A 20,294-nucleotide genomic window follows, 5' to 3' on the forward strand; every position below is an offset into this window, starting at 1 on the left:
TACAAGCTTGGTGCCCCCATCAACTTCAGCACCTGATTGCTCGATCAACACCTTCACCTCAGATGAAGCTTGTGCCGCTGATTGGGCAAGGCGTCGCACCTCAACCGCCACAACCGCAAAGCCTTTACCTGCTTCACCAGCTCGTGCCGCTTCGACAGAGGCGTTAAGCGCCAGCAAGTTGGTTTGGAACGCGATATCATCAATCATGCCGATAATGTCTGAGATCTTATTGGAAGACGCTGTGATGCGCTGCATCGCCTCATTGGCTTGCGCCATCACTTCACCGCCACGCTCAGCCACCTGGCTGGCTTCTCCGGCCGACACTTGCGCGCGCTTGGCCCGCTCTGTGTTGTCCCGCACCGTTTCTGCCAATTGCTCCGTCGCCGCAGAAGTTTCTTCAATCGAAGCGGCCTGACGGGTTGTACGCTCAGACAGATCATTGGCACCCGACAAGATCTCCCCTGTCGCGTTCTTCAAAGACTTTGACGTTTCACGCAGGCTAGAGATCACCTCGGTCAGCTTATCGCCTACCCGGTTGGTGTCGTTCTTTAGCTGCAGGAACGAGCCTTGATAGTCGCCTTCCATGCGCTTGGTCAGGTCAGTATTGGCCAAAGCTGCCAGCACTTCACCGGTTTCTGTTACCCCGCGGTCCACGGTTTCCACCAACTCGTTCACCCCATGGGCCAAACGGTTCAGCTCTTCATCAGGGAACTCGGCTTCCACCCGGCGGGTAAAGTCACCACTAACCGCTGCATCCACCACTTCACCAAAGGCACGCTGCAACTCTTGCATCATGTCTGCACGCTCTGCGGTGCGCTGCTTGGCGGCCATCTTCTCTTCTTCGGTCATTTCGTTCACCCGAAGACCGTTCGCTCTGAACACCTCAACAGCACGCGCCATCTCGCCAAGCTCGTTGGTTTTTTGCGTATATGGCACTTCATAATCATAGTCGCCATTCGCAATCTCTGTCATCGCTTCAGAAATACGCGGAATTGGTCGCATCATCACGCGAGAGACAAAGAAGGCCGCAATCGCCATCACACCAAGTACCGCAAGCGACACCAATACGATCAGCTGCAGAGTTTCCATCACTTGGCCAATGAAGGCCGAGATTGGCGCGCCCACATAGACAGCACCGATGACCTCGTCTTTTTTGTTCTGAATTGGTTGGTATACTGCGAAGAACTTCACGCCGCGGATCGAAACCTCGCCGGCAAATTGTTCGTTCAACAACAGTTTTTCATAAGCGGGATTTGTGGCGTCCAGCACATATTCTTTATCGCGCACACCCTCTTCGATTTCAACTGTTGTGGTGAATTGTTCAAACCCTTCAACTTCCGGGTTAAACCGCAACAGCGACACAGGACCACGCGTTACAGCGCCGATTGAATTCACCATATCGTCGGTGCGCAGTTTCGGCATCCGGAATGTTGTGATCGTTTTAACTTCGCCATTCTCATCCCGTCCCATATCGGACCCAGGCATCTGCGTTTCAAGAATGGCAATGGTCGTGCGCATATTCGCCAACTGCGAATCTCGTGCTTGCGCCATCACATTGGCCGATATTTGGAAATAGATTGCAGTGGCAACCGCTGCAATTGAGAGGGCAATACTCACCACAACAAACAGCGCAATGCTTGTTGTCAGCTTTGGTTGACCAATTCGAAGCTTGAATTTGTTCTGCATTATATGCTGTGCGCCAACGCAATACTCATAACGTCTTGTGCACACCCCTTGTCGCTACTCTTTTGTCAAAGAGTGTAGTGCAGCTTAGTAAATTCAACTTTAATGAAGTAAGTAACTGTAGGTTAACAACAATTCGGCGCCGATGCCTAAAAACTAGGCAAATCAGGCCGTTTTCTTTTACAAAGATTTACAAAGCGAACACAAAAAAGCGCCCCAAAATTGGGGCGCTTTTCATTCAATAGAACCAAATTGATTTGGCTTAAAACTGCTGCCATTCATCATCCGCACTCACATCGACCGCAGCATTGCCATGGCTAAGGTACGATTTAGCGGCGGTTGCTGCACGCTTTTGAATGTCTTTGATGCCATTTTCAGGTGGCAGCTCTTTTGGCACCTCGTTGTTTGCACCAACTGGCAAACGACGTTGACCACCATTTTGAGTGACAAACACATCAACAATCCGGTCAAGTTCGGCAGCTTGGCTCTCAGTCTGCTCAATCGCTGCATTGGTTTCTTCAACCAGTGCCGCATTGTGCTGAGTTGTTTCATCCATCTCACGCACAGCGGTATTGATCTGCTCAATGGAGGAGGCCTGAGACTTGCTCTTATCGGCAATCGACACCATCAATTCATTGTTGGCCCGCGCCGCTTCAAGCATTGTGCCAAGATTTTCAGATGCTTGGGACACGAGCTTGGTGCCGCCATCCACTTCAGACACCGATTGCTCAATAAGCACCTTCACATCCGAAGACGCAGTTGCTGCTGATTGCGCCAATCGACGCACTTCAACAGCAACAACCGCAAAGCCTTTACCCGCTTCACCAGCCCGTGCAGCCTCAACCGAGGCGTTCAACGCAAGCAAGTTGGTTTGGAACGCAATATCATCGATCATGCCAATGATGTTTGAGATTTTGTTGGAACTTTCGGTGATCCGCTCCATAGCCTCATTGGCCTGGCGCATCACATCACCACCTTCTTCGGCCGTAATCCGAACCTTATCCGCGATCTCGCTGGCATTGTCAGCTTCTTTGGCATTTTCAAGAACGGTATCTGCCAATTGCTCCATTGCCGCTGAGGTCTCTTCAATAGTTGCCGCTTGACGAGTAGTACGTTCTGACAAATCGTTGGCGCCAGCCAAAATCTCGCTGGTCGCGTTTTTCAACGCTGTCGAAGTGGAGCGCAGCTGGCCCACCACATCAGTCAACCGATCCGCCACACGGTTTGTGTCGTTTTTAAGCTGGAGGAACGCACCGTCATAGTTGCCTTCCATGCGCTTGGTCAAATCAGTATTGGCCAAGGCCGCAAGCACTTCGCCGGTCTCTTTAATGCCGCGATCAACAGTATCGATCAATGAGTTCACGCTGCGCGAAAGTTTGACCATCTCTTCATCAGATATGTCTTCGCTTACCCGCTGAGAGAAATCCCCTGCAGCGGCAGCGCCCACAACAATACCAAAGCTCTGTTGTAACTCTTCCATCATCTCTTGGCGTTCAGCCAGCGCTTTCTGACGCGCTGCCTCTTCAACACCCAACTCAGCGACTTTGACAGCGTTTTCGCGGAATACTTCTACCGCGCGCGCCATCGAACCTAGCTCATCGTGCCGCTCTAGTCCGTCGACAGTAACGTCCAGATCGTCACTCGACAACGACCGCATGGTCTCGGTGATGTTTGACATTGGGCGTGTAATGGTACGCGAGAAGAACCAGCCTATTGCCGCCATAATGACGAGCAAGACGCCACCGATTGCCAGCATAGTCATGCGCATCACGCCGACGCTGGCCAATGCCTCTGATTTGTCTTGCACCGCAAGTACGGCCCATGTGGTGCCTTTGAACTCCATAGGCGACGCTGCAAACAGCATGGTGGTATTGCGATATTCAGAAAACTCACCTTGTACGGCATTGCCGTTGATGGCTGCATCAATCTCGTGCGCCTCAAATGTGGTTTGCAAAATATCATTTTCTTCGCTGAACGTTGAATCGTTGCGCATCAGATGATCGGCACCAACAACCACGGTCTCGCCAGTTTCACCCAGTCCAACCTTAGCGCCCATAATCGCATTAATGCGATCAATCGGCATTTGGAAAACAAGAACGCCAATGCGCTTATTGCCCTCAAAAATTGGCGTCGAAATAAAGCTCGCTGGTGCGTCATAGCTCGGCTTATAGGGCTTGAAGTCGAGGAAATAGCTTTCGCCCTTATTCAGCGAAATGCCGGCTCTAAACGCGTTACCAAGATCAGTATCCGCCCATTCACCACCGCCGGTTTTAAAGTTTGTGGCATAATCGAGTTCTTTGAATACGGTGTAGACAAGGTCGCCCTGATCATCGAATAGGAAAATGTCGTAATAACCACGTTGATTTAGCTGTTCGCGGAACGTTGCGTGAAATTGGCCATGCACTTTGTCATATTCTGTACCGCCAGGTGCAGCATCCAACAAATGTTTGGAACCCAGCTCATTTGGGTTTTTGTCAATATAGGCATCCTGCAAAAGCTTCGCCTGATCACCGACCAGCGTATCCCATGCCGCATCAAACGCCTTCAAAGCGGACACGGTATATGGGTTATCGGCCGTTAGAACCAAGTCTGTTTGAATATCTTCCAGATAGGCTTTCATTTCGTGCGCGCGGCCATCCGCAAGCGTTTCAAGTTTTTTTGTTTCAGATTGAGAAATGACCGAAGAACCGATCATAACGCCTGAAATACCAAGGCCTAGGCCCACAGCCACCACGCCACCGATTACAAGTGCGGGCAATTTGTGCGCAATTTTTAGTTGAGATAGAACACTCATCTCTCTTCACCTCTTCGACAACGCACGAATCCCCCACGCGCGTATCCTATGGATACAAAATGCCAGCCAACAGAAACCAAATGGTTAACATTTGGTATTGGCAATTAACTAAGTACTAATAGTTGGAAAGTGGCATTTGCAATAATTCCACAATGCGCAAAGGGGTATTAACATCATCTTACCCCCACGGTTGAACATGGTGTTTTTGAAAAATGAACAATAAAAAAGACCCGCACAATGATTGTACGGGTCTTAATAATCTTGAAAGGCTTTGAAACCGATCTAGTTCGGCAAACCTACCGCATCGATTTCCAACAATAGGTTTTTCCAACCATCAAGCGCTGTCTGTGCATCTTGCTTTGCTTGATCTGTTGTTGCTGCACTCAAAGCTGCCTGTGCTTTAACAATTGCTGCATCCAATTCAGAACGATCAAAGTCAGCGCCGGTCTTCGCCTGCTCTGCCAGAATAGTTAGGCCTGCATCAGAAACATCAGCAAAGCCGCCCTGTACATAATAGGTACGCTCCGCACCACCAGAAGTCACCGTCACAAAGCCGGCTTTGAGTGTGGTCATCAACGCCGCATGGTCGCCCATCACGGTGAAATAACCATCAGCACCTGGCACAGTTACAGACGAAGCCTGTTCACTTAGCACCAGGTTTTCTGGTGAAACGATCTCGATTTTAATGCCGTCGGCCATTAAACCCTCGTTTCCTTACGCAGCTTCCGCTGCAAGTTTTTGTGCTTTCTTCACGGCGTCATCAATTGTGCCAACCATGTAGAATGCAGCTTCTGGAAGGTGGTCATATTCACCAGCAACCAAGCCTTTGAACGCTTTAATTGTGTCTTCAAGCGCCACAAAGATACCAGGAGTACCTGTAAAGATTTCCGCCACGTGGAACGGCTGAGACATGAAACGCTCAATCTTACGAGCACGTGCCACAGTCAACTTATCTTCTTCTGACAATTCATCCATACCCAAGATGGCGATGATGTCTTGCAAAGATTTGTAGCGCTGAAGAATCTCTTGAACATCACGAGCAACTTGATAGTGCTCTTCACCCACAACTTGTGGATCAAGAAGACGTGAGTTTGAATCCAATGGATCCACCGCAGGGTAGATACCCTTTTCAGAGATCGCACGGTTCAAAACGGTTGTCGCGTCCAAGTGAGCAAATGTTGCTGCAGGCGCCGGATCGGTCAAGTCATCGGCAGGCACGTAAACGGCTTGCACTGAAGTAACAGAACCTTTTGAAGTTGTCGTAATACGTTCCTGCATGGCACCCATGTCGGTCGCCAATGTAGGTTGGTAACCCACAGCTGAAGGAATACGACCCAACAAGGCTGACACTTCTGAACCAGCTTGTGTAAAGCGGAAGATGTTATCAACGAAGAACAATACGTCCTGACCTTCATCACGGAACTGTTCCGCAATAGTCAAACCTGTCAAAGCCACACGAGCACGCGCTCCTGGGGGTTCGTTCATCTGACCGAACACAAGGGCACATTTCGAACCTGCGCCGCCTTTTTCTTTGTTCACGCCTGATTCAATCATTTCCCAGTAAAGGTCGTTACCTTCACGTGTACGCTCGCCAACGCCGGCAAACACAGAGTAACCACCGTGATTGTTCGCAACGTTGTTGATCAACTCTTGAATAAGAACTGTTTTACCAACACCAGCACCACCGAATAGGCCGATTTTACCGCCCTTCGCATATGGCGCTAGCAAATCCACAACCTTAATACCGGTTACAAGGATTTCAGCTTCTGGTGATTGCTCAACAAATTCAGGTGCATCTTGGTGGATAGCACGCTTTTCTTTTGTTTTAATCGGACCAGCTTCGTCAATCGGCTCGCCGATAACGTTCATAATCCGGCCAAGAGTTTCTTCACCCACTGGGATAGAAATCGCGATACCAGTATCACGAACTTCTTGTCCACGTACCAAACCTTCCGATGTATCCATCGCGATGGTCCGTACGGTGTTTTCACCCAAGTGCTGAGCCACTTCAAGTACCAAGCGGTTGCCGTTATTGTCTGTTTCCAGCGCATCAAGAATAGCTGGGAGGTGATCGTCAAACTCAACGTCCACCACCGCGCCAATTACTTGCGCAATGCGTCCGACCTTTGTCGCTTTTGCTGCCATGGTCTGTCCTCGTTTGCCTTAGAGCGCTTCCGCGCCTGAGATAATTTCAATCAATTCTTTAGTGATCTGAGCTTGGCGCTGACGGTTGTAGCTAATTTCAAGCTTGTTGATCATGTCGCCAGCGTTACGGGTCGCATTGTCCATCGCAGACATTTTGGCACCCATCTCACCAGCCGCATTTTCAAGCAATGCGTGGAAAATCTGCACTGACACGTTACGTGGCAACAAATCTTCCAAAATAGCTTCTTCGCTTGGCTCATATTCGTAGTTTGTGGCTTCACCAGAAACCGCATCCTCATCAAATGAGGCAGGGATCAATTGGTGCGCAGTTGGCACCTGGCTGATCACTGATTTAAACTTTGAATAGAACAATGTAGCGACATCAAACTCACCAGCGTCAAACATTTCAAGCACGCGATCGCCAATTTCCTTAGCATTCGAATACCCAATTTGCTTCACTTCACGCAAAGTGATCAGATCTTCCATTTGGTCGGCGAACAAACGCTTCAACACGTCATGTCCTTTTTTGCCAACGCAAAGAATTTTCACTGTTTTGCCTTCAGCAATCAACTTATTCGCATGGTCACGTGCAAGACGCGCAATTGAAGAGTTGAAGCCACCGCACAATCCGCGTTCAGCGGATGCAACGATAAGCAATTGTGTCTGGTCTTTACCGTTTCCACCAAGCAGCTGCGGTGCACCTTCACGGCCCTTATAGGCCGCGGCCAAACCAGCAAGCACATCATTCATGCGCTCTGCGTATGGCCGGGCACTTTCAGCATTTTCTTGCGCACGGCGCAGCTTTGCAGCTGCAACCATTTGCATTGCTTTAGTGATCTTCTGGGTCGACTTGACCGAAGATATCCGGTTTTTAAGGTCCTTCAATGAGGGCATAGCACCTCAGCTCCTTGTCAAAACCAAAAGTTACGCTGCAAAAGTCTTGGCGTAACCGCCAATCGCTGCATGCAATTTCTCACGAGTATCGTCAGAGATTGCTTTCTCTTTTGCAATCGTGCCGAGCAAATCTTTGTGCTTAGAGCGCAATGCGCCAAGCAAGCCCTGCTCAAACTTTTGAACGTCACGTACGCCAACAGCATCGATGTAGCCTTCAACACCGGCGAAAATCACAGCAACCTGCTCTTCAGTTTTCAAAGGTGAGAACTGAGGCTGTTTCAGCAATTCAACAAGACGCGCGCCGCGGTTCAATAGCTTCTGCGTTGCCGCATCAAGGTCTGAACCAAACTGAGCAAACGCTGCCATTTCACGATACTGGGCCAATTCACCCTTAATCGAGCCTGCAACTTGCTTCATCGCTTTGATCTGAGCTGATGAACCCACGCGAGACACTGACAAACCAACGTTCACAGCAGGACGGATACCTTGGAAGAACAAGTCTGTTTCCAAGAAGATCTGACCATCAGTGATCGAAATCACGTTTGTTGGAATGTAAGCAGAAACGTCGTTCGCTTGTGTTTCAATGATCGGCAGCGCAGTCAATGAGCCTGAACCGTGATCTTCGTTCAACTTCGCTGAACGCTCAAGCAAACGGGAGTGTAGATAGAACACGTCACCAGGATAAGCTTCACGTCCAGGTGGACGACGAAGAAGAAGTGACATCTGACGATAAGCTACAGCTTGCTTTGAAAGGTCATCATAACCAATCACAGCGTGCATACCGTTATCGCGGAAATATTCGCCCATTGTACAACCGGTGAACGGTGCCAAGAACTGCATAGGCGCAGGATCAGAAGCAGTCGCTGCAACAACGATTGAGTACTCAAGTGCGCCGGCGTCTTCCAACTGCTTCACGAACTGCGCAACAGTTGAACGCTTTTGGCCAACCGCAACGTAGATACAGTAAAGCTTCTCGTTCTCGTCGCCTGCATCGTGCGCTGGCTTCTGGTTCAAGAAAGTATCAAGAACAATCGCTGTTTTACCAGTTTGACGGTCACCAATGATCAATTCACGCTGGCCACGACCAACTGGGATCATCGCATCCACTGATTTCAAACCAGTAGACATTGGCTCGTGCACAGACTTACGTGGCAAAATGCCAGGCGCCTTAACGTCAACCAATGCGCGTTTCTTTGATTTGATTGGGCCTTTACCATCAATTGGGTTACCCAAACCATCAACAACACGACCCAAAAGCTCTGGACCAACTGGAACGTCCACAATAGCGCCTGTACGCTTAACTGTGTCGCCCTCTTTAATAGAACGGTCAGAACCGAAAATAACAACACCTACGTTGTCAGCTTCAAGGTTCAATGCCATCCCTTTAATGCCACCTGGGAACTCAACGAGCTCACCAGCCTGAACATTGTCAAGACCGTAAACACGAGCAATACCGTCACCGACGGAGAGAACTTGCCCAACTTCTGAGACTTGCGCCTCTTTCCCAAATTCTTTGATTTGATCTTTGAGAATGGCAGAAATTTCTGCAGCTTTAATATCCATTAGCCGACCTCTTTCATGGCGATCTTCATGGCTGTCAATTTCGTCTTGAGCGAAGAGTCGATCATCTGGGAACCAACCTTAACGATTAGTCCGCCAATCAGATCAGCATCCACATGCTGCTCAAGCGTGACATCCTTACCAATCTTCTCTTTGAGAGCCTTAGCAAGGCTGTCTTGGTGTGCTTTCGAAAGCGGTTGAGCAGAAGTTACCTCGGCGTGAACTTCACCCCGATCCTTTGCCGCAAACGCTTTGAACTGTGAAATCATTTGTGGCAACGCGAACAGACGTTGGTTCTTTGCCACTAGATTTAAGAAATTTGCTGTTAGGCCTTTAAGCTTGGCCTTTTTGATCAACGCCTCAACGACAGCGCTTTTTGCTTCACCAGAAACCACTGGGCTCTTCAAAAAGTCAGAAAAATCTTGGCTGTCATTGATCAGCTTCAAAAGGCCATCAAGGGCCTTTTCAACACCCGCAATGTCTTTTGCTTCGGACGCTAAATCAAATAGCGCCGACGCATACGGACGGGCGATAGTTACGAGAACCGAGTTTTGTGCGCTCAAAGCCTCTATACCCCAATCAATTGCAAAAATTCGCTTTACCAATCCCGTCGAGCGATAGCCCGCAAAACCGGCGCGAATTTTCATGGTGTTTGGAGGCTGACGGTACCGCCCTCCTCAGATATCGCGCACCGTCTACCATAAGCATTTAGGCCGCGCAATAGATTCGATGTCGAAATTGCCCGAGTCTTTTGTCCTATGCGGGATTTTGTGAAGATTTCACAAGAATGCGCGCTTTTTTGACAAAATCAAACCTGAACTGGGCTTTTCTGCCCATTTGCCGCCATCGTCGCTTTTGGCGATAAACCGATATGCAAAACTGCGTCAAAACAACTCACCAACGCTGAGATGCTCAATAAAAACTCATCGGATCGATATCGACCTGAACGCGCAAATTGCCCGTCACTTTTGGCCCTTCATTGAGCCAATAGCGGACATATCCCGACAGATCGAATTGTTTATCCGCCTGAACCAGCAACCGCACCCGGTGCCGCCCGCGCACCATTGCAACTGGCGCGTCCGCCGGACCGAACAATTTCAACTTTGCTTCATCCGGCGCTTTTGGTGCCATTACCGCCAGACCGCGCGCGTGCCCAAACGCCACATCGTGCTCGGTCGCTGAAATGATTAAAGCCGCCAACCGACCAAATGGCGGTAAACCCGCAGCTTCTCTAGCCCGCAACTCGTGGGTGTAAAACGCCTCGCGGTCGCCGCACACCATTGCCTGCATCACAGCATGTTCTGGCACATATGTTTGCAAAAAAGCGCGCCCCGCTTTTCCGGTCCGTCCTGCGCGACCAGTCACTTGGGTGAGAATCTGAAATGTTTTTTCCGCAGCACGTGGATCACCATGCGCCAGTCCCAAATCTGCATCAAGCACACCGACCAAATTCAACTTTGGAAAATGGTGCCCCTTAGCCACCAATTGCGTGCCAATAATCAGATCATAATCGCCTCGGGCAATTTCTTCGAACCGCTCTCGCGCCGCAACAATGCCGCCCATATCCGAGGAAAGGATCACCCGACGCGCCTCTGGAAAACGTCGCGCTGCTTCTTCCGCAATACGCTCGATACCAGGGCCAATCGGAATGAGAGAATCTTCTGCTCCGCATTCTTTACAGGTTTTCGGCTTTTGCACTTCATGCCCACAATGGTGACACTGCAGAACGCCACGGAAGCGATGATCCACCAGCCAAGCAGAGCAATCAGGGCATTGATATTGGTATCCACAATCCCGACAAAGGGTCAGCGGCGCATAGCCACGCCGATTAAGGAACAACAGAACCTGTTCCTTCTTGTCCAGCGCCGAGAAAATCTCTCGCGCCAGTTTTGGTGCGATCCACTCACCCTTTTCTGGCCCATCTTCTTTCATATCGATAGCGGTAATGTCGGGCATTTTCGCATCGGCAAAGCGCCCCAGCATTTTCACATGGGCATAGCGACCTTGATCCGCATTATTGCGACTTTCAACTGATGGCGTTGCTGAGGATAGGATTACCCGCGCTTTTGCCAAGTGCGCGCGCACCACCGCCATATCCCGCGCATGGTAATTCACACGATCCGCCTGCTTGAACGCTGTATCATGTTCTTCATCAATCACGATCAACCCAAGATCAGGGTAAGGCAAGAACAAAGCTGAACGTGCGCCAACCACCGCTTGAACTTTGCCCCGCGCAACTGACCGCCACATGCGCGCTCGCTGTACTGGCGTCATATCCGAGTGCCATTCGCCAGGTCGTGCGCCAAAACGATCTTCAAACCGTTTTAAGAACGTATGGGTTAGCGCAATTTCAGGCAGCAAGATCACCGCTTGTCGACCAGCGCGCAAACAATCCGCCACGGCCTCAAAGAACACTTCAGTCTTGCCTGAGCCCGTCACCCCATCCAAAAGCGATACACCAAACTCATCAGGCTTATGTTCGCGCAGCAATTCAAGCGCTGCTTTTTGCTCGTCATTAAGCTGCAACGGCGCATGATCTGGGTTGGGTGGTTGAACAATTGGCGGCGGCGGCACAAAGCTTTGCTCCAAGACGCCAAGTTTCACCATGCCTTCAATCACTGATGGGCTAACGCCGGTCTCACCGACCAAAGCGCGCTTTTGCCAGGCGAACCCATCTTGCATCACATCAATGACCCTTTGGCGCGCTGACGTCATGCGATCGGGCAGTTCACCTGTGAACCGGAACACCGCAATGGGTTTGTCTTCGCCAAATGCTTCGGGTGAACGCAACACGCCGCGCAAAACCATTCCCGGTTGCGCAAGCGTATATTTGGCGATCCAATCAACCAGCGCCATCAACTCATCGGTCAAAGGAGGTGTATCAAACGCCAAATCAATGTCTTTTAGTCTGTTGTGCGCCACTTGATCCTTTGGCTCACCCCAAACAACTCCCATGACCTTGCGCGGCCCCAATGGCACCTGCACCACGGACCCACGGCACACATCCATGCCGTCAGGGACCCGATAAGAATAGGGCTTATCAACAGCAACGCTGACCATGACGGATACAATGTCGGCAGAAATTCGGCCCATCAGATGCTTTCTAAGAATCGTTTGTGTCATAGAGCCTAATTCGTGACCGACGAAAAAACGAGGGCGATTTCAATTTTGGTAAGCTCAAGCAACTAAACTGATGCGCATGAACACGCCTTTGATCAACAAGACCAAAAAAATCGCCAATTGGCTGGAGCAGTGGCAGGATGAATTGTCATCTTTGCGCAGACTCAGCGACAAGACTTTGCTGGCCTATGATCGGGATGTGGAGCAGATGCTGACCTTTTTTACCTCGCATCTGGGTGAACCCGTATCGCACAAGCACCTGCAAGAGCTTACCCCGTCCGACTGGCGCGCCTTTATGGCAACCCGCAGACAAAATGGTGCCGGCAACGCCACCATGGCCAGAAGCCTTTCCGGCATCAAAAGTTTCTTTTCGTTTTTGGAGAAAGAGGGTCACGCCACGGCCGATAGCTTGGCAGCGATAAAAGCACCAAAGAAAAAGCAAACTCTGCCCAAAGCGCTCCCGGCAATTGATGCAAAGAAACTGATCGATCAAGGGGGGACTTTGGATGATGAACCCTGGGTCGCAGCACGCGATGTGGCCGTACTGGCATTATGTTATGGCGCGGGCTTGCGTATATCTGAAGCATTGGCGCTCACAAAGAACGATCTAAAAGAGCAAAATGGCCTTCGCATTCTCGGTAAAGGCGGCAAAACCCGTATGGTGCCGATCTTGGCGGCCATAAATGATGCCATCAATGAGTATAAACGCCTTTGCCCCTTTAACCCCGGCGACAATGATCCGATCTTTCGGGGTGTGCGTGGCGGCCCGCTGAACCCAAGATTGATCCAATTAAAGATGCAAAAACTGCGTTCCGCTTTTGGCTTGCCAAATTCTGCAACGCCCCATGCCTTGCGCCACAGCTTTGCCACCCACCTTTTGGCAGGCGGTGGCGATTTGCGCGCAATCCAAGAACTGCTCGGCCACGCTTCACTTTCCACCACCCAGATCTATACCAAGGTCGACACGGCCCAACTTATGGACGCTTACCTAAAAGCCCACCCGCGCAGCTAGTCCTTAAACTTCACCGGCACCTTGCGCGTGCGGTCAATTTCAAGACTAAACAAATCATGCCGTCCATAATGCCCTGCAACATCCAGCGCCTTCCGGCTTTTCTTTGCAGTCGCGGGATCAATATCGGCGTACAAGATATCCTGTTGCTGATGCATTGGCCCAGCAATAATGCCACCACCCGGTTTGGCCACCAGCGCATCACCGGCATTGATCCACTCGTCATCAGTAAACAGATTTTCCCGCCCCGGCAGATCTGCAGGCACATCGCTGCCCTTTAAGGCCGTGGCGGTTTGCAACACCCAGCACCCGCCTTCGCGTGCAATATGGCTGGCCGTCGCGGCGGCAATATCACCATTGTCCCAGGTTGGCGCCACATAGATGTCAATATCTTGGGAATACAAAGCATAGCGCGCCAAAGGCATATAGCTCTCCCAGCAAATCAAAGAACCCACACGCCCAACGGCGGTGTCCACAACCCGCAATCCGTTTGCATCACCTGCCCCCCAAACCATGCGTTCAGGGTTCGTTGGCATCAGTTTTCGATGCACGTTCAGCAACTCGCCATTGGCATCAATAATCGCCACCGAATTAAAAAGCGTCGAGCCGCTATAGGCGCTGTCAATTTCATTCATGCCGACAACTACAACCATATCGTACTCCGCTGCCGCATCTTGAATACGCCCAAGGCCACCGCGACCAACATCAACAGCATTTTCGCGCAGCAACGCGTGGATTTCATTGCCCACCCCCATATCGCCGCCAGGCCTCAATCGCCAAATCCATGTTGGATAGCCAGGCAAAAAACATTCTGGAAATACTGTGAGCTTCGCCCCTTCATGCGCCGCTTCGGCGATAATCTCGACGCAAAGATCAATCGTGCCGTCTAAATCAAGCAGTTTTGGTGGCTTTTGCGAGATCGCTATTTTGATGTTCATTTGCATTCTCCCCTTGCAAAATTTCGTTCTGGGGCAGTTTCATGCAATGTTGAAAAGACGGATAGTCCACCAATTGTACTACCCCTCTTTTGCTCGCACAGAAGTGCCGCAACCAAGTGGCCGAGCAACAAACAGATCGGAACTAAGATGAGCGATCCAATTGGCTACGGCCAATTCTGCCCGGTTTCCATGACCTCTGAAATTTTGTGCAACCGTTGGACCACATTGGTTGTGCGTGAGCTGCTGTGTGGTTCAACCCGCTTTAATGATTTGCGCCGTGGCTTACCGCGCATGTCACCGTCGCTTCTTTCAAAACGACTGAAACAGTTGGAAAAAGCGGGCATCGTAAAAACCAAACGAAACGACGCCAATATCGTTGAGTATCATCTATCCGAGGCAGGCGAAGAGCTGCGACCGCTGATAATTGGTATGGGAAATTGGGGCCAACGCTGGGTTCAGTCAGAACTCTCCATGCGCAATCTTGATCCCTCACTTTTGATGTGGGACATGCGGCGGAACCTTCGGCCAGAACCCATGCCGCCAAGCCGTTGCACCATTCAATTCACCTATCCTGAATTGCCAAATGCAACACGCCATTGGTGGATGATCGTGGAAAAATCTAAGGTTGATTTATGCGGCTTTGACCCCGGATATGAAATTGATCTGATTGTCACAACGTCTTTGCGCGATATGACTGCCATTTGGATGGGACATGCTGATATTCAATCAGAACTCAAAGCTGGGCGGCTTGCTCTTGATGGTCATCCAACACTCGCATCAACAATTGAGCAATGGATTGGCCTGAGCGTGTTTGCGGATCAGGAACGAAAAGTCTCCTAAAAACCTATCAGCGTAGCTTTCATAGTCGCAAATGCAAATCATTTGCAAGTAGCGTGGGTTTTAGCTACTGTTGCTTAGTCAGCTAAAGGGTTGGAGAAACCGAAATGTATGCCCCATTCGTAAGTGACGCCACATCAGCCATTCAGTTCATCATGTTCTTGTCATGCATCCTGATGGGGTTATCGCATATCTTGCAACCGCGCATGTGGGAGGAGTATTTCACTCGCCTTCACGCTAAGGGTGAAACCGCCATCATTACCCGCACATTCACGCTCGAACTCTGGCCGGCCCTGCTTATCGTGACCCTGCATCAGGTATGGTCAGGACCCGGCATAGTGCTTACCCTTTATGGCATCGCCCTAACCATCAAATGCACAATATCCGTTCTCGCCCCTCAAATTGGCATGCGCTCACTCAAGCAAGCGCAACGCGGCGGCAATACATTCATTTTCGCAGGCTTAATGCTCATCGTTGTCGGTATGTGTGCCGGATGGGCGCTTAGTTCGTGAACCAGCGAACGAATTCAACAAAAATGCCATTGGCAGTTCGTATTCTTTGGCGCTAGTCTGGTGCTCTGTCCTTTTGGTGTTGTCACCAAACCCTTCGCATCGGAGTTGAACAATGGAACATGTCAAAGCCATGATTGCGCGCCTTGTGGCGCACGATACGGTTTCTTCAAAATCAAACCTTGGTCTAATCGAAGATGTACGCGCCTATTTGGCAGATCATGGTATTGAAAGCCACCTGGTGCCAAACGAGGATGGGGCAAAGGCCAACCTTTACGCCACCATCGGCCCCAATGTTGCAGGCGGCATTATCCTGAGCGGGCACACCGATGTGGTCCCGGTTGACGATCAAGACTGGTCAACTAACCCGTTTGAAGTGGTCGAGAAAGACAACCGACTTTACGGCCGCGGCACCTGCGACATGAAAGGCTTTTGCGCCATCGCCCTTGCCCTCGTCCCCGAAATGCTTGCAGCCAACCTTAAACGCCCAATCCATATTGCCCTTTCCTATGATGAAGAATTGGGCTGTTTGGGCGCGCCTTTTATGATCAAGGAAATGGCGGCCAAGCTGCCACGCATCGATGCGGTGATCGTTGGCGAACCCACTGACATGCAAGTGGCCGAAATGCACAAGGGCGTCTACGCCTCAACCATCCATGTACGTGGGCTTGAAGCCCATTCAAGCCAAACCCATCTGGGCGTCAGCGCTACCCGCTATGCGGCAAAGATCATCAATTTCATCAATGATCTGCACGATGAACTTCTAGCCAACCCCTATCCGGGTCTGCCACTGTCACCCAATCACTCAACGCTCAATGTGGGCAAAGTGAATGGTGGCATCGCCGACAATATCGTCGCCCGCGATTGTATCTTCACTTATGATTATCGCGTGCTGCCGCAAGAAGACCACGCAAGCATCGTTGGCCGCATTGATGCGCTAATTGGTGAGCTTGAAGCCGAGATGAAAGCCAAACATAAAGACTGTTCTATCACGCAAAAAGTGGTGTGGACGCCAGGCTTCGCCGCACCAGAAGATGATGAAGCCAAAAGCTTGGCCATGCGTGTTGCAGGCAAAAACCAAACTATTGGCGTACCCTATGGCACAGAGGCTGGACAGTTCCAGAATGATGGCGGATTTTCCACCATCGTCTGTGGCCCCGGTTCCATTGACCAAGCGCACAAGCCAGACGAATTTATCGAATTATCGCAAGTAGAATTGGGCACACAATTTGTGCGCGATTTGATCATCCACCAATCCAAATAGGCAATTTATGTCCACCACCTCGAGCAACAAGATCATCCTTGGCTATTTAATCGGCGCATTGGGCGCGAGCTTTTTTGCAACCAAAGGCATTCTGATCAAGCTGGCGCTCATTGAAGATGTGGACGCGATCACGACCCTGACATGGCGCATGATTATCGCGCTGCCATTTTTTATTCTGATCGGCTATTTCGGCTATCGCCGCCGCGTCGCCGAAACAGAGGGCAAATTGCTTACTGGCAAAGCGCTAGTTACTGTTGGGGCCATTGGCGCGCTGGGATACTACCTAGCCTCATATCTCGACTTTGCAGGGCTAACCTACATTTCGGCGCAGTTTGATCGTTTGATCTTGCTCACCTATCCAATTTTTGTAGTGCTGATCGGCGCGATTTTTCAGGGCCGACCACTTAATGCAAAAATGCTAGCGGCGCTTTTCATTTCTTATGGCGGCTTGGCATTGATCTTTGCCCGCGATCTACAGATCGACGGACGCTCAACCATTATCGGCTCGCTTTTGGTGCTTGGTGCTGCGCTCTCCTACGCGATCTATCAAATTCTGGCCAAACCGCACATAGATCGGATCGGCGCACGGCTGTTTACCTCAATTGCCATGACGGCGGCGGGCGTGGTGGTGATCATTCACTTCTTCTTGGTCAATGATTTGTCCGACCTTATACTGCCACCGCGTGCGATGATGCTCATGTTTGCGGTCGCCACCATCTCAACGGTGATCCCAGCCTATCTAATTTCGATAAGCATCGGCATGGTGGGACCCGAACCAACGGCGGTCATTGGCAACATCTCAACATTGGTGACCATTGGTTTGGCGGTTTCGATTTTGGGCGAACCCTTTACGCTCTGGCATGCAGCAGGCGCGGCAATGGTGTTGATCGGGGTGATCAGTTTCACCCAAATGGATCGACGCGCCAAGGAAGCCGCCGCACGAAAAGTTCAATTTCCGTCCTAACCGTCATTAACGCCATTGCATTGCCATCTTGCAGCCCCAACATGGGTTCAAAGGTCGATTCGCAATTTTTTTGGAAATACATATGCTCAAAACAATCCTAGGCACCGCCCTCGCACTTACCGCAACGCTGACCAGCCAAACGGCACTGGCCAGCTCAGCCTGCACTTACACAAATCTTTATCAAGAGATGCAGCAAGCTGACCCCTCAAGCTACGCCAAAATCAAAGCGCAAGCAGATGCGACCGTAAATGGCGAAGGCATTTTTTGGCGTGTGAGCCACGAAGACGACGCACACGTCTCATACATTTTCGGCACCATGCACAAGTCCGACCCACGCATCACTACTTTGGCAAAAAATGTAGAAACTGCGCTGCTGTCATCCAAAACCTATGCCGGAGAATTGGACTGGGAAACAACCGCCTATGAGATGGGTCTCATCATGGGTAAGAACCCTGAAATGATGTTCCAGCAAAATGGCGAGAAGCTGAGCGATCAACTTGATCCGCATACGGTTGAAGTGGTGGATCAGCTACTCAATCAGCGCGGTTCTGATTTTGACCAGATCGACCCAATGCAACCTTGGCTCTCTGCTTCACTATTGGCCAACAGCCTGTGTGACATTGAAAATGGTGTGTCTGAGTTTTCCTTCTTAGACCGTGTACTTGAGATTAAAGCCCGCGAAGCTGACCTTAAAGTTGTCGGGCTGGAAACTGTTGAACAGCAATTCCGCGCCATCAACGCCATTGATGAAACCTTCTTCCTCAAGTCTTTGGAAGACGCCGCAATACAGCACGAACAAGGTATCTTTGATGATGTGCTTCAAACAGCATCAGAGCTTTACGTGTCAGAAGAAATCGGCGCGATGCTACCATTGATGATGCACTATTCACACACCCTAAAAGATGGCGAAGCCGATTTGCTCAGCTTCCAACGCGAGCTACTCGATATCCGCAATGAAGGCATGGTGGAAAAAGCTGTTGCCCTGCACGAAGAGGGCCCAAGCTTCATTGCGGTTGGCGCATTGCACCTGATCGGTGAAACCGGACTAGTCGAAGGCTTCCGCAATGCCGGTTACGCGGTTGAGCGCGTGGAGTTGCAGCGTTAGTTTTGGATTTTCAAAATTGATGAATAAGAAATCCCGGCCAATCGCCGGGATTTTTACTTTTAGCGATCTTCGCAAATCAGTTTCGCCTGCATCTGCGCCATAGCCTCGTACATGTCGAGGAACATGTGAAAAAGCTTCCAAGCAAGGAATATCCCTAAAATATTGAGGAAAATGGGAGCAAGAGCTGTGCTGTAAAAGCTTACAAAAAGACTATTTCTAATCGCTTCACCACCAGGTTGCAGCAAGTAATCGTGAACTCCATCCATAATCTTAAATGTTGCAAAAACGTTAGAGGAAACGGTCAGCAAGGATAGTATTGCAAGAATATTCCCAACAATCCGTAGGGCGCGGACATTCGCTTTCAATCGCATAGATTCTCACTTTAAAAAGTATTCAAATCAAAGCGCATTATCATCCTTAGATTTGTGGCAATTGCAACGTTAAAATTGCTAACCTAGCAGTTCGGTCATATTCGCTTGCCCACGCAAGATTTGTTCTGCGTAGGTTTGGCTATCAATATTGGCACCGCACACAATAAGCGCATGGCGTTTGCCAGCCACCTTAATGCGTAGTGGCCCAAGCGCTGCAGCCAACGTGGCGCCGGCGGCAGGTTCAACCGCCAATTTCAACTCTTCTTGGTAGAGCGCTTGCCCGGCACAAATCTGATCGTCCGATATCGTGATCACTTCGTCCACAAACGCCTGATTGAGTGCAAAACTGTAAGGCAACGAATATGGTGGCGCGAGACTATCGGCGATGGTGTTAATCTCATCCATCTTCACCGGTTCATTTGCTTTGCGCGACGCACTCATGGACGCTGCGCCCTCTGGCTCTACCCCATAGACCTTGCAATCTGGATTGATTAATTTCACTGCCGCTGCAACGCCTGAAATCAAACCGCCTCCGCCAATTGAAACGATCACAGCTTCAAGGTCTTTCACATCCCGCATCAATTCAAGGCCAACGCCTGCTGCACCCAATGTTGTGTGCGGCCCTTCAAATGGATGCACAAAGGTGCGCCCTTCTTCTTTTTCTAAGCGCTGCACTTCTGCAAAGGCGGCGGCAATATCATCGCACAAAATGACTTCTGCGCCTTCTGCTTTTGAGCGTTCAATGCGCAGCGGGTTGGCGGTTTTGGTCATCACAACTTTTGCGCTGATGCCTGCTTTGCGCGCCGCCCAACTGGCCGCAATGGCATGATTGCCAGCGCTTACCGCCGTAATGCCATTGGCCCGTTGCGCTTCATCCAAGGTGCTGACAACTGATAGTGCGCCACGCGCTTTAAACGTGCCCGTATATTGAAAAAGCTCTTGCTTAAGGAAGAGACCCGGTCCCAAAATGTTCGCCAGTTTGGCAGACGCTGCTTGCACTGTAGGCGTGTGCAACACTTGGCCCTCCAAGTCACGATAGCGGGCTTCTATCTGAGCAAGCGTTGGCAGCTGAACCATATTCACCTCCAAAAAAGAAAAGTG

General features: G+C 50.4%; 17 protein-coding genes. 6 read left to right on the plus strand and 11 right to left on the minus strand.

The window, feature by feature from the left end:
- From QQL65_RS04380 to QQL65_RS04415, 8 genes are all read right to left on the minus strand, one after another.
- Positions 1-1,686, minus strand: a 1,686-nt coding sequence (locus tag QQL65_RS04380; RefSeq protein ID WP_284362305.1) for a methyl-accepting chemotaxis protein, incomplete at its 3' end; no start/stop codon positions are given.
- 259 nt (positions 1,687-1,945) lie between these two features.
- Entirely contained in the window at positions 1,946-4,477 is a 2,532-nt protein-coding gene (locus QQL65_RS04385; protein WP_284362306.1) for a methyl-accepting chemotaxis protein, read from the minus strand.
- Positions 4,478-4,759: 282 nt separating this feature from the next.
- A complete protein-coding gene (locus tag QQL65_RS04390) occupies positions 4,760-5,176 on the minus strand; it encodes a F0F1 ATP synthase subunit epsilon (RefSeq protein ID WP_284362307.1) in 417 nt (138 codons plus the stop codon).
- Positions 5,177-5,191: 15 nt separating this feature from the next.
- Positions 5,192-6,622, minus strand: coding sequence for a F0F1 ATP synthase subunit beta (gene atpD, locus QQL65_RS04395; RefSeq protein ID WP_284362308.1), 1,431 nt, complete (start codon positions 6,620-6,622; stop codon positions 5,192-5,194).
- Positions 6,623-6,640: 18 nt separating this feature from the next.
- Positions 6,641-7,516 carry a F0F1 ATP synthase subunit gamma gene (locus QQL65_RS04400; RefSeq protein WP_284362309.1) on the minus strand — a complete coding sequence of 292 codons (876 nt, stop codon included), beginning with the start codon at positions 7,514-7,516 and terminating at the stop codon, positions 6,641-6,643.
- Between the two features lie 30 nt (positions 7,517-7,546).
- Positions 7,547-9,079, minus strand: coding sequence for a F0F1 ATP synthase subunit alpha (atpA, locus tag QQL65_RS04405; RefSeq protein WP_284362310.1), 1,533 nt, complete (start codon positions 9,077-9,079; stop codon positions 7,547-7,549).
- Positions 9,079-9,723, minus strand: coding sequence for a F0F1 ATP synthase subunit delta (locus tag QQL65_RS04410; RefSeq protein WP_284362311.1), 645 nt, complete (start codon positions 9,721-9,723; stop codon positions 9,079-9,081). The genes atpA and QQL65_RS04410 overlap by 1 nt, the downstream gene beginning before the upstream one ends.
- 265 nt (positions 9,724-9,988) lie before the next feature.
- Positions 9,989-12,199: a primosomal protein N' gene (locus tag QQL65_RS04415; protein ID WP_284362312.1), complete on the minus strand. Its 2,211-nt coding sequence runs from the start codon at positions 12,197-12,199 to the stop codon at positions 9,989-9,991.
- A 76-nt stretch (positions 12,200-12,275) separates the two neighbouring features.
- Here QQL65_RS04415 and QQL65_RS04420 point away from each other — a divergent pair, with 76 nt between their 5' ends.
- Positions 12,276-13,208, plus strand: coding sequence for a tyrosine recombinase XerC (locus QQL65_RS04420; RefSeq protein ID WP_379863744.1), 933 nt, complete (start codon positions 12,276-12,278; stop codon positions 13,206-13,208).
- On the opposite strand, the gene QQL65_RS04425 is transcribed toward QQL65_RS04420, so the two are convergent.
- On the minus strand, positions 13,205-14,143 hold the full coding sequence (locus QQL65_RS04425; RefSeq protein ID WP_284362314.1) for a carbon-nitrogen hydrolase family protein: 939 nt from the start codon (positions 14,141-14,143) through the stop codon (positions 13,205-13,207). The genes QQL65_RS04420 and QQL65_RS04425 overlap by 4 nt on opposite strands.
- Positions 14,144-14,290: 147 nt before the next feature.
- Here QQL65_RS04425 and QQL65_RS04430 point away from each other — a divergent pair, with 147 nt between their 5' ends.
- The 5 genes from QQL65_RS04430 (at position 14,291) to QQL65_RS04450 (ending at position 18,822) form a co-directional block, all read left to right on the plus strand.
- Positions 14,291-14,983, plus strand: a complete 693-nt coding sequence (locus QQL65_RS04430; RefSeq protein WP_284362315.1) for a winged helix-turn-helix transcriptional regulator — start codon at positions 14,291-14,293, stop codon at positions 14,981-14,983.
- Between the two features lie 104 nt (positions 14,984-15,087).
- On the plus strand, positions 15,088-15,492 hold the full coding sequence (locus QQL65_RS04435; RefSeq protein ID WP_284362316.1) for a hypothetical protein: 405 nt from the start codon (positions 15,088-15,090) through the stop codon (positions 15,490-15,492).
- A gap of 112 nt (positions 15,493-15,604) precedes the next feature.
- A complete protein-coding gene (argE, locus tag QQL65_RS04440; RefSeq protein WP_284362317.1) occupies positions 15,605-16,753 on the plus strand; it encodes an acetylornithine deacetylase in 1,149 nt (382 codons plus the stop codon).
- 7 nt (positions 16,754-16,760) lie between these two features.
- A complete protein-coding gene (locus tag QQL65_RS04445; RefSeq protein ID WP_284362318.1) occupies positions 16,761-17,717 on the plus strand; it encodes a DMT family transporter in 957 nt (318 codons plus the stop codon).
- An 82-nt stretch (positions 17,718-17,799) separates the two neighbouring features.
- A complete protein-coding gene (locus QQL65_RS04450; protein WP_284362319.1) occupies positions 17,800-18,822 on the plus strand; it encodes a TraB/GumN family protein in 1,023 nt (340 codons plus the stop codon).
- A gap of 59 nt (positions 18,823-18,881) precedes the next feature.
- On the opposite strand, the gene QQL65_RS04455 is transcribed toward QQL65_RS04450, so the two are convergent.
- Positions 18,882-19,193, minus strand: coding sequence for a hypothetical protein (locus tag QQL65_RS04455; RefSeq protein ID WP_284362321.1), 312 nt, complete (start codon positions 19,191-19,193; stop codon positions 18,882-18,884).
- Between the two features lie 78 nt (positions 19,194-19,271).
- Complete coding sequence (locus tag QQL65_RS04460) at positions 19,272-20,270, minus strand: threonine/serine dehydratase family protein (RefSeq protein WP_284362322.1); 999 nt, start codon at positions 20,268-20,270, stop codon at positions 19,272-19,274.
- Positions 20,271-20,294 lie beyond the last annotated feature (24 nt).

Source organism: Maritalea porphyrae (assembly GCF_030159895.1).
In the GTDB taxonomy this organism is placed as follows: domain Bacteria; phylum Pseudomonadota; class Alphaproteobacteria; order Rhizobiales; family Devosiaceae; genus Maritalea; species Maritalea porphyrae.

What these genes read in the sequence shown, in the direction of transcription:
- QQL65_RS04445 (WP_284362318.1), top strand. Translation starts at nt 16,761, where the DNA reads ATGTCCACCACCTCGAGCAACAAGATCATCCTTGGCTATTTAATCGGC.
- QQL65_RS04420 (WP_379863744.1), top strand. Translation starts at nt 12,276, where the DNA reads ATGAACACGCCTTTGATCAACAAGACCAAAAAAATCGCCAATTGGCTG.
- QQL65_RS04455 (WP_284362321.1), bottom strand. Translation starts at nt 19,193, where the DNA reads ATGCGATTGAAAGCGAATGTCCGCGCCCTACGGATTGTTGGGAATATT.
- QQL65_RS04390 (WP_284362307.1), bottom strand. Translation starts at nt 5,176, where the DNA reads ATGGCCGACGGCATTAAAATCGAGATCGTTTCACCAGAAAACCTGGTG.
- QQL65_RS04435 (WP_284362316.1), top strand. Translation starts at nt 15,088, where the DNA reads ATGTATGCCCCATTCGTAAGTGACGCCACATCAGCCATTCAGTTCATC.
- QQL65_RS04430 (WP_284362315.1), top strand. Translation starts at nt 14,291, where the DNA reads ATGAGCGATCCAATTGGCTACGGCCAATTCTGCCCGGTTTCCATGACC.
- QQL65_RS04415 (WP_284362312.1), bottom strand. Translation starts at nt 12,199, where the DNA reads ATGACACAAACGATTCTTAGAAAGCATCTGATGGGCCGAATTTCTGCC.
- atpA (WP_284362310.1), bottom strand. Translation starts at nt 9,079, where the DNA reads ATGGATATTAAAGCTGCAGAAATTTCTGCCATTCTCAAAGATCAAATC.
- QQL65_RS04385 (WP_284362306.1), bottom strand. Translation starts at nt 4,477, where the DNA reads ATGAGTGTTCTATCTCAACTAAAAATTGCGCACAAATTGCCCGCACTT.
- QQL65_RS04425 (WP_284362314.1), bottom strand. Translation starts at nt 14,143, where the DNA reads ATGAACATCAAAATAGCGATCTCGCAAAAGCCACCAAAACTGCTTGAT.
- atpD (WP_284362308.1), bottom strand. Translation starts at nt 6,622, where the DNA reads ATGGCAGCAAAAGCGACAAAGGTCGGACGCATTGCGCAAGTAATTGGC.
- argE (WP_284362317.1), top strand. Translation starts at nt 15,605, where the DNA reads ATGGAACATGTCAAAGCCATGATTGCGCGCCTTGTGGCGCACGATACG.
- QQL65_RS04410 (WP_284362311.1), bottom strand. Translation starts at nt 9,723, where the DNA reads ATGAAAATTCGCGCCGGTTTTGCGGGCTATCGCTCGACGGGATTGGTA.
- QQL65_RS04400 (WP_284362309.1), bottom strand. Translation starts at nt 7,516, where the DNA reads ATGCCCTCATTGAAGGACCTTAAAAACCGGATATCTTCGGTCAAGTCG.
- QQL65_RS04450 (WP_284362319.1), top strand. Translation starts at nt 17,800, where the DNA reads ATGCTCAAAACAATCCTAGGCACCGCCCTCGCACTTACCGCAACGCTG.
- QQL65_RS04460 (WP_284362322.1), bottom strand. Translation starts at nt 20,270, where the DNA reads ATGGTTCAGCTGCCAACGCTTGCTCAGATAGAAGCCCGCTATCGTGAC.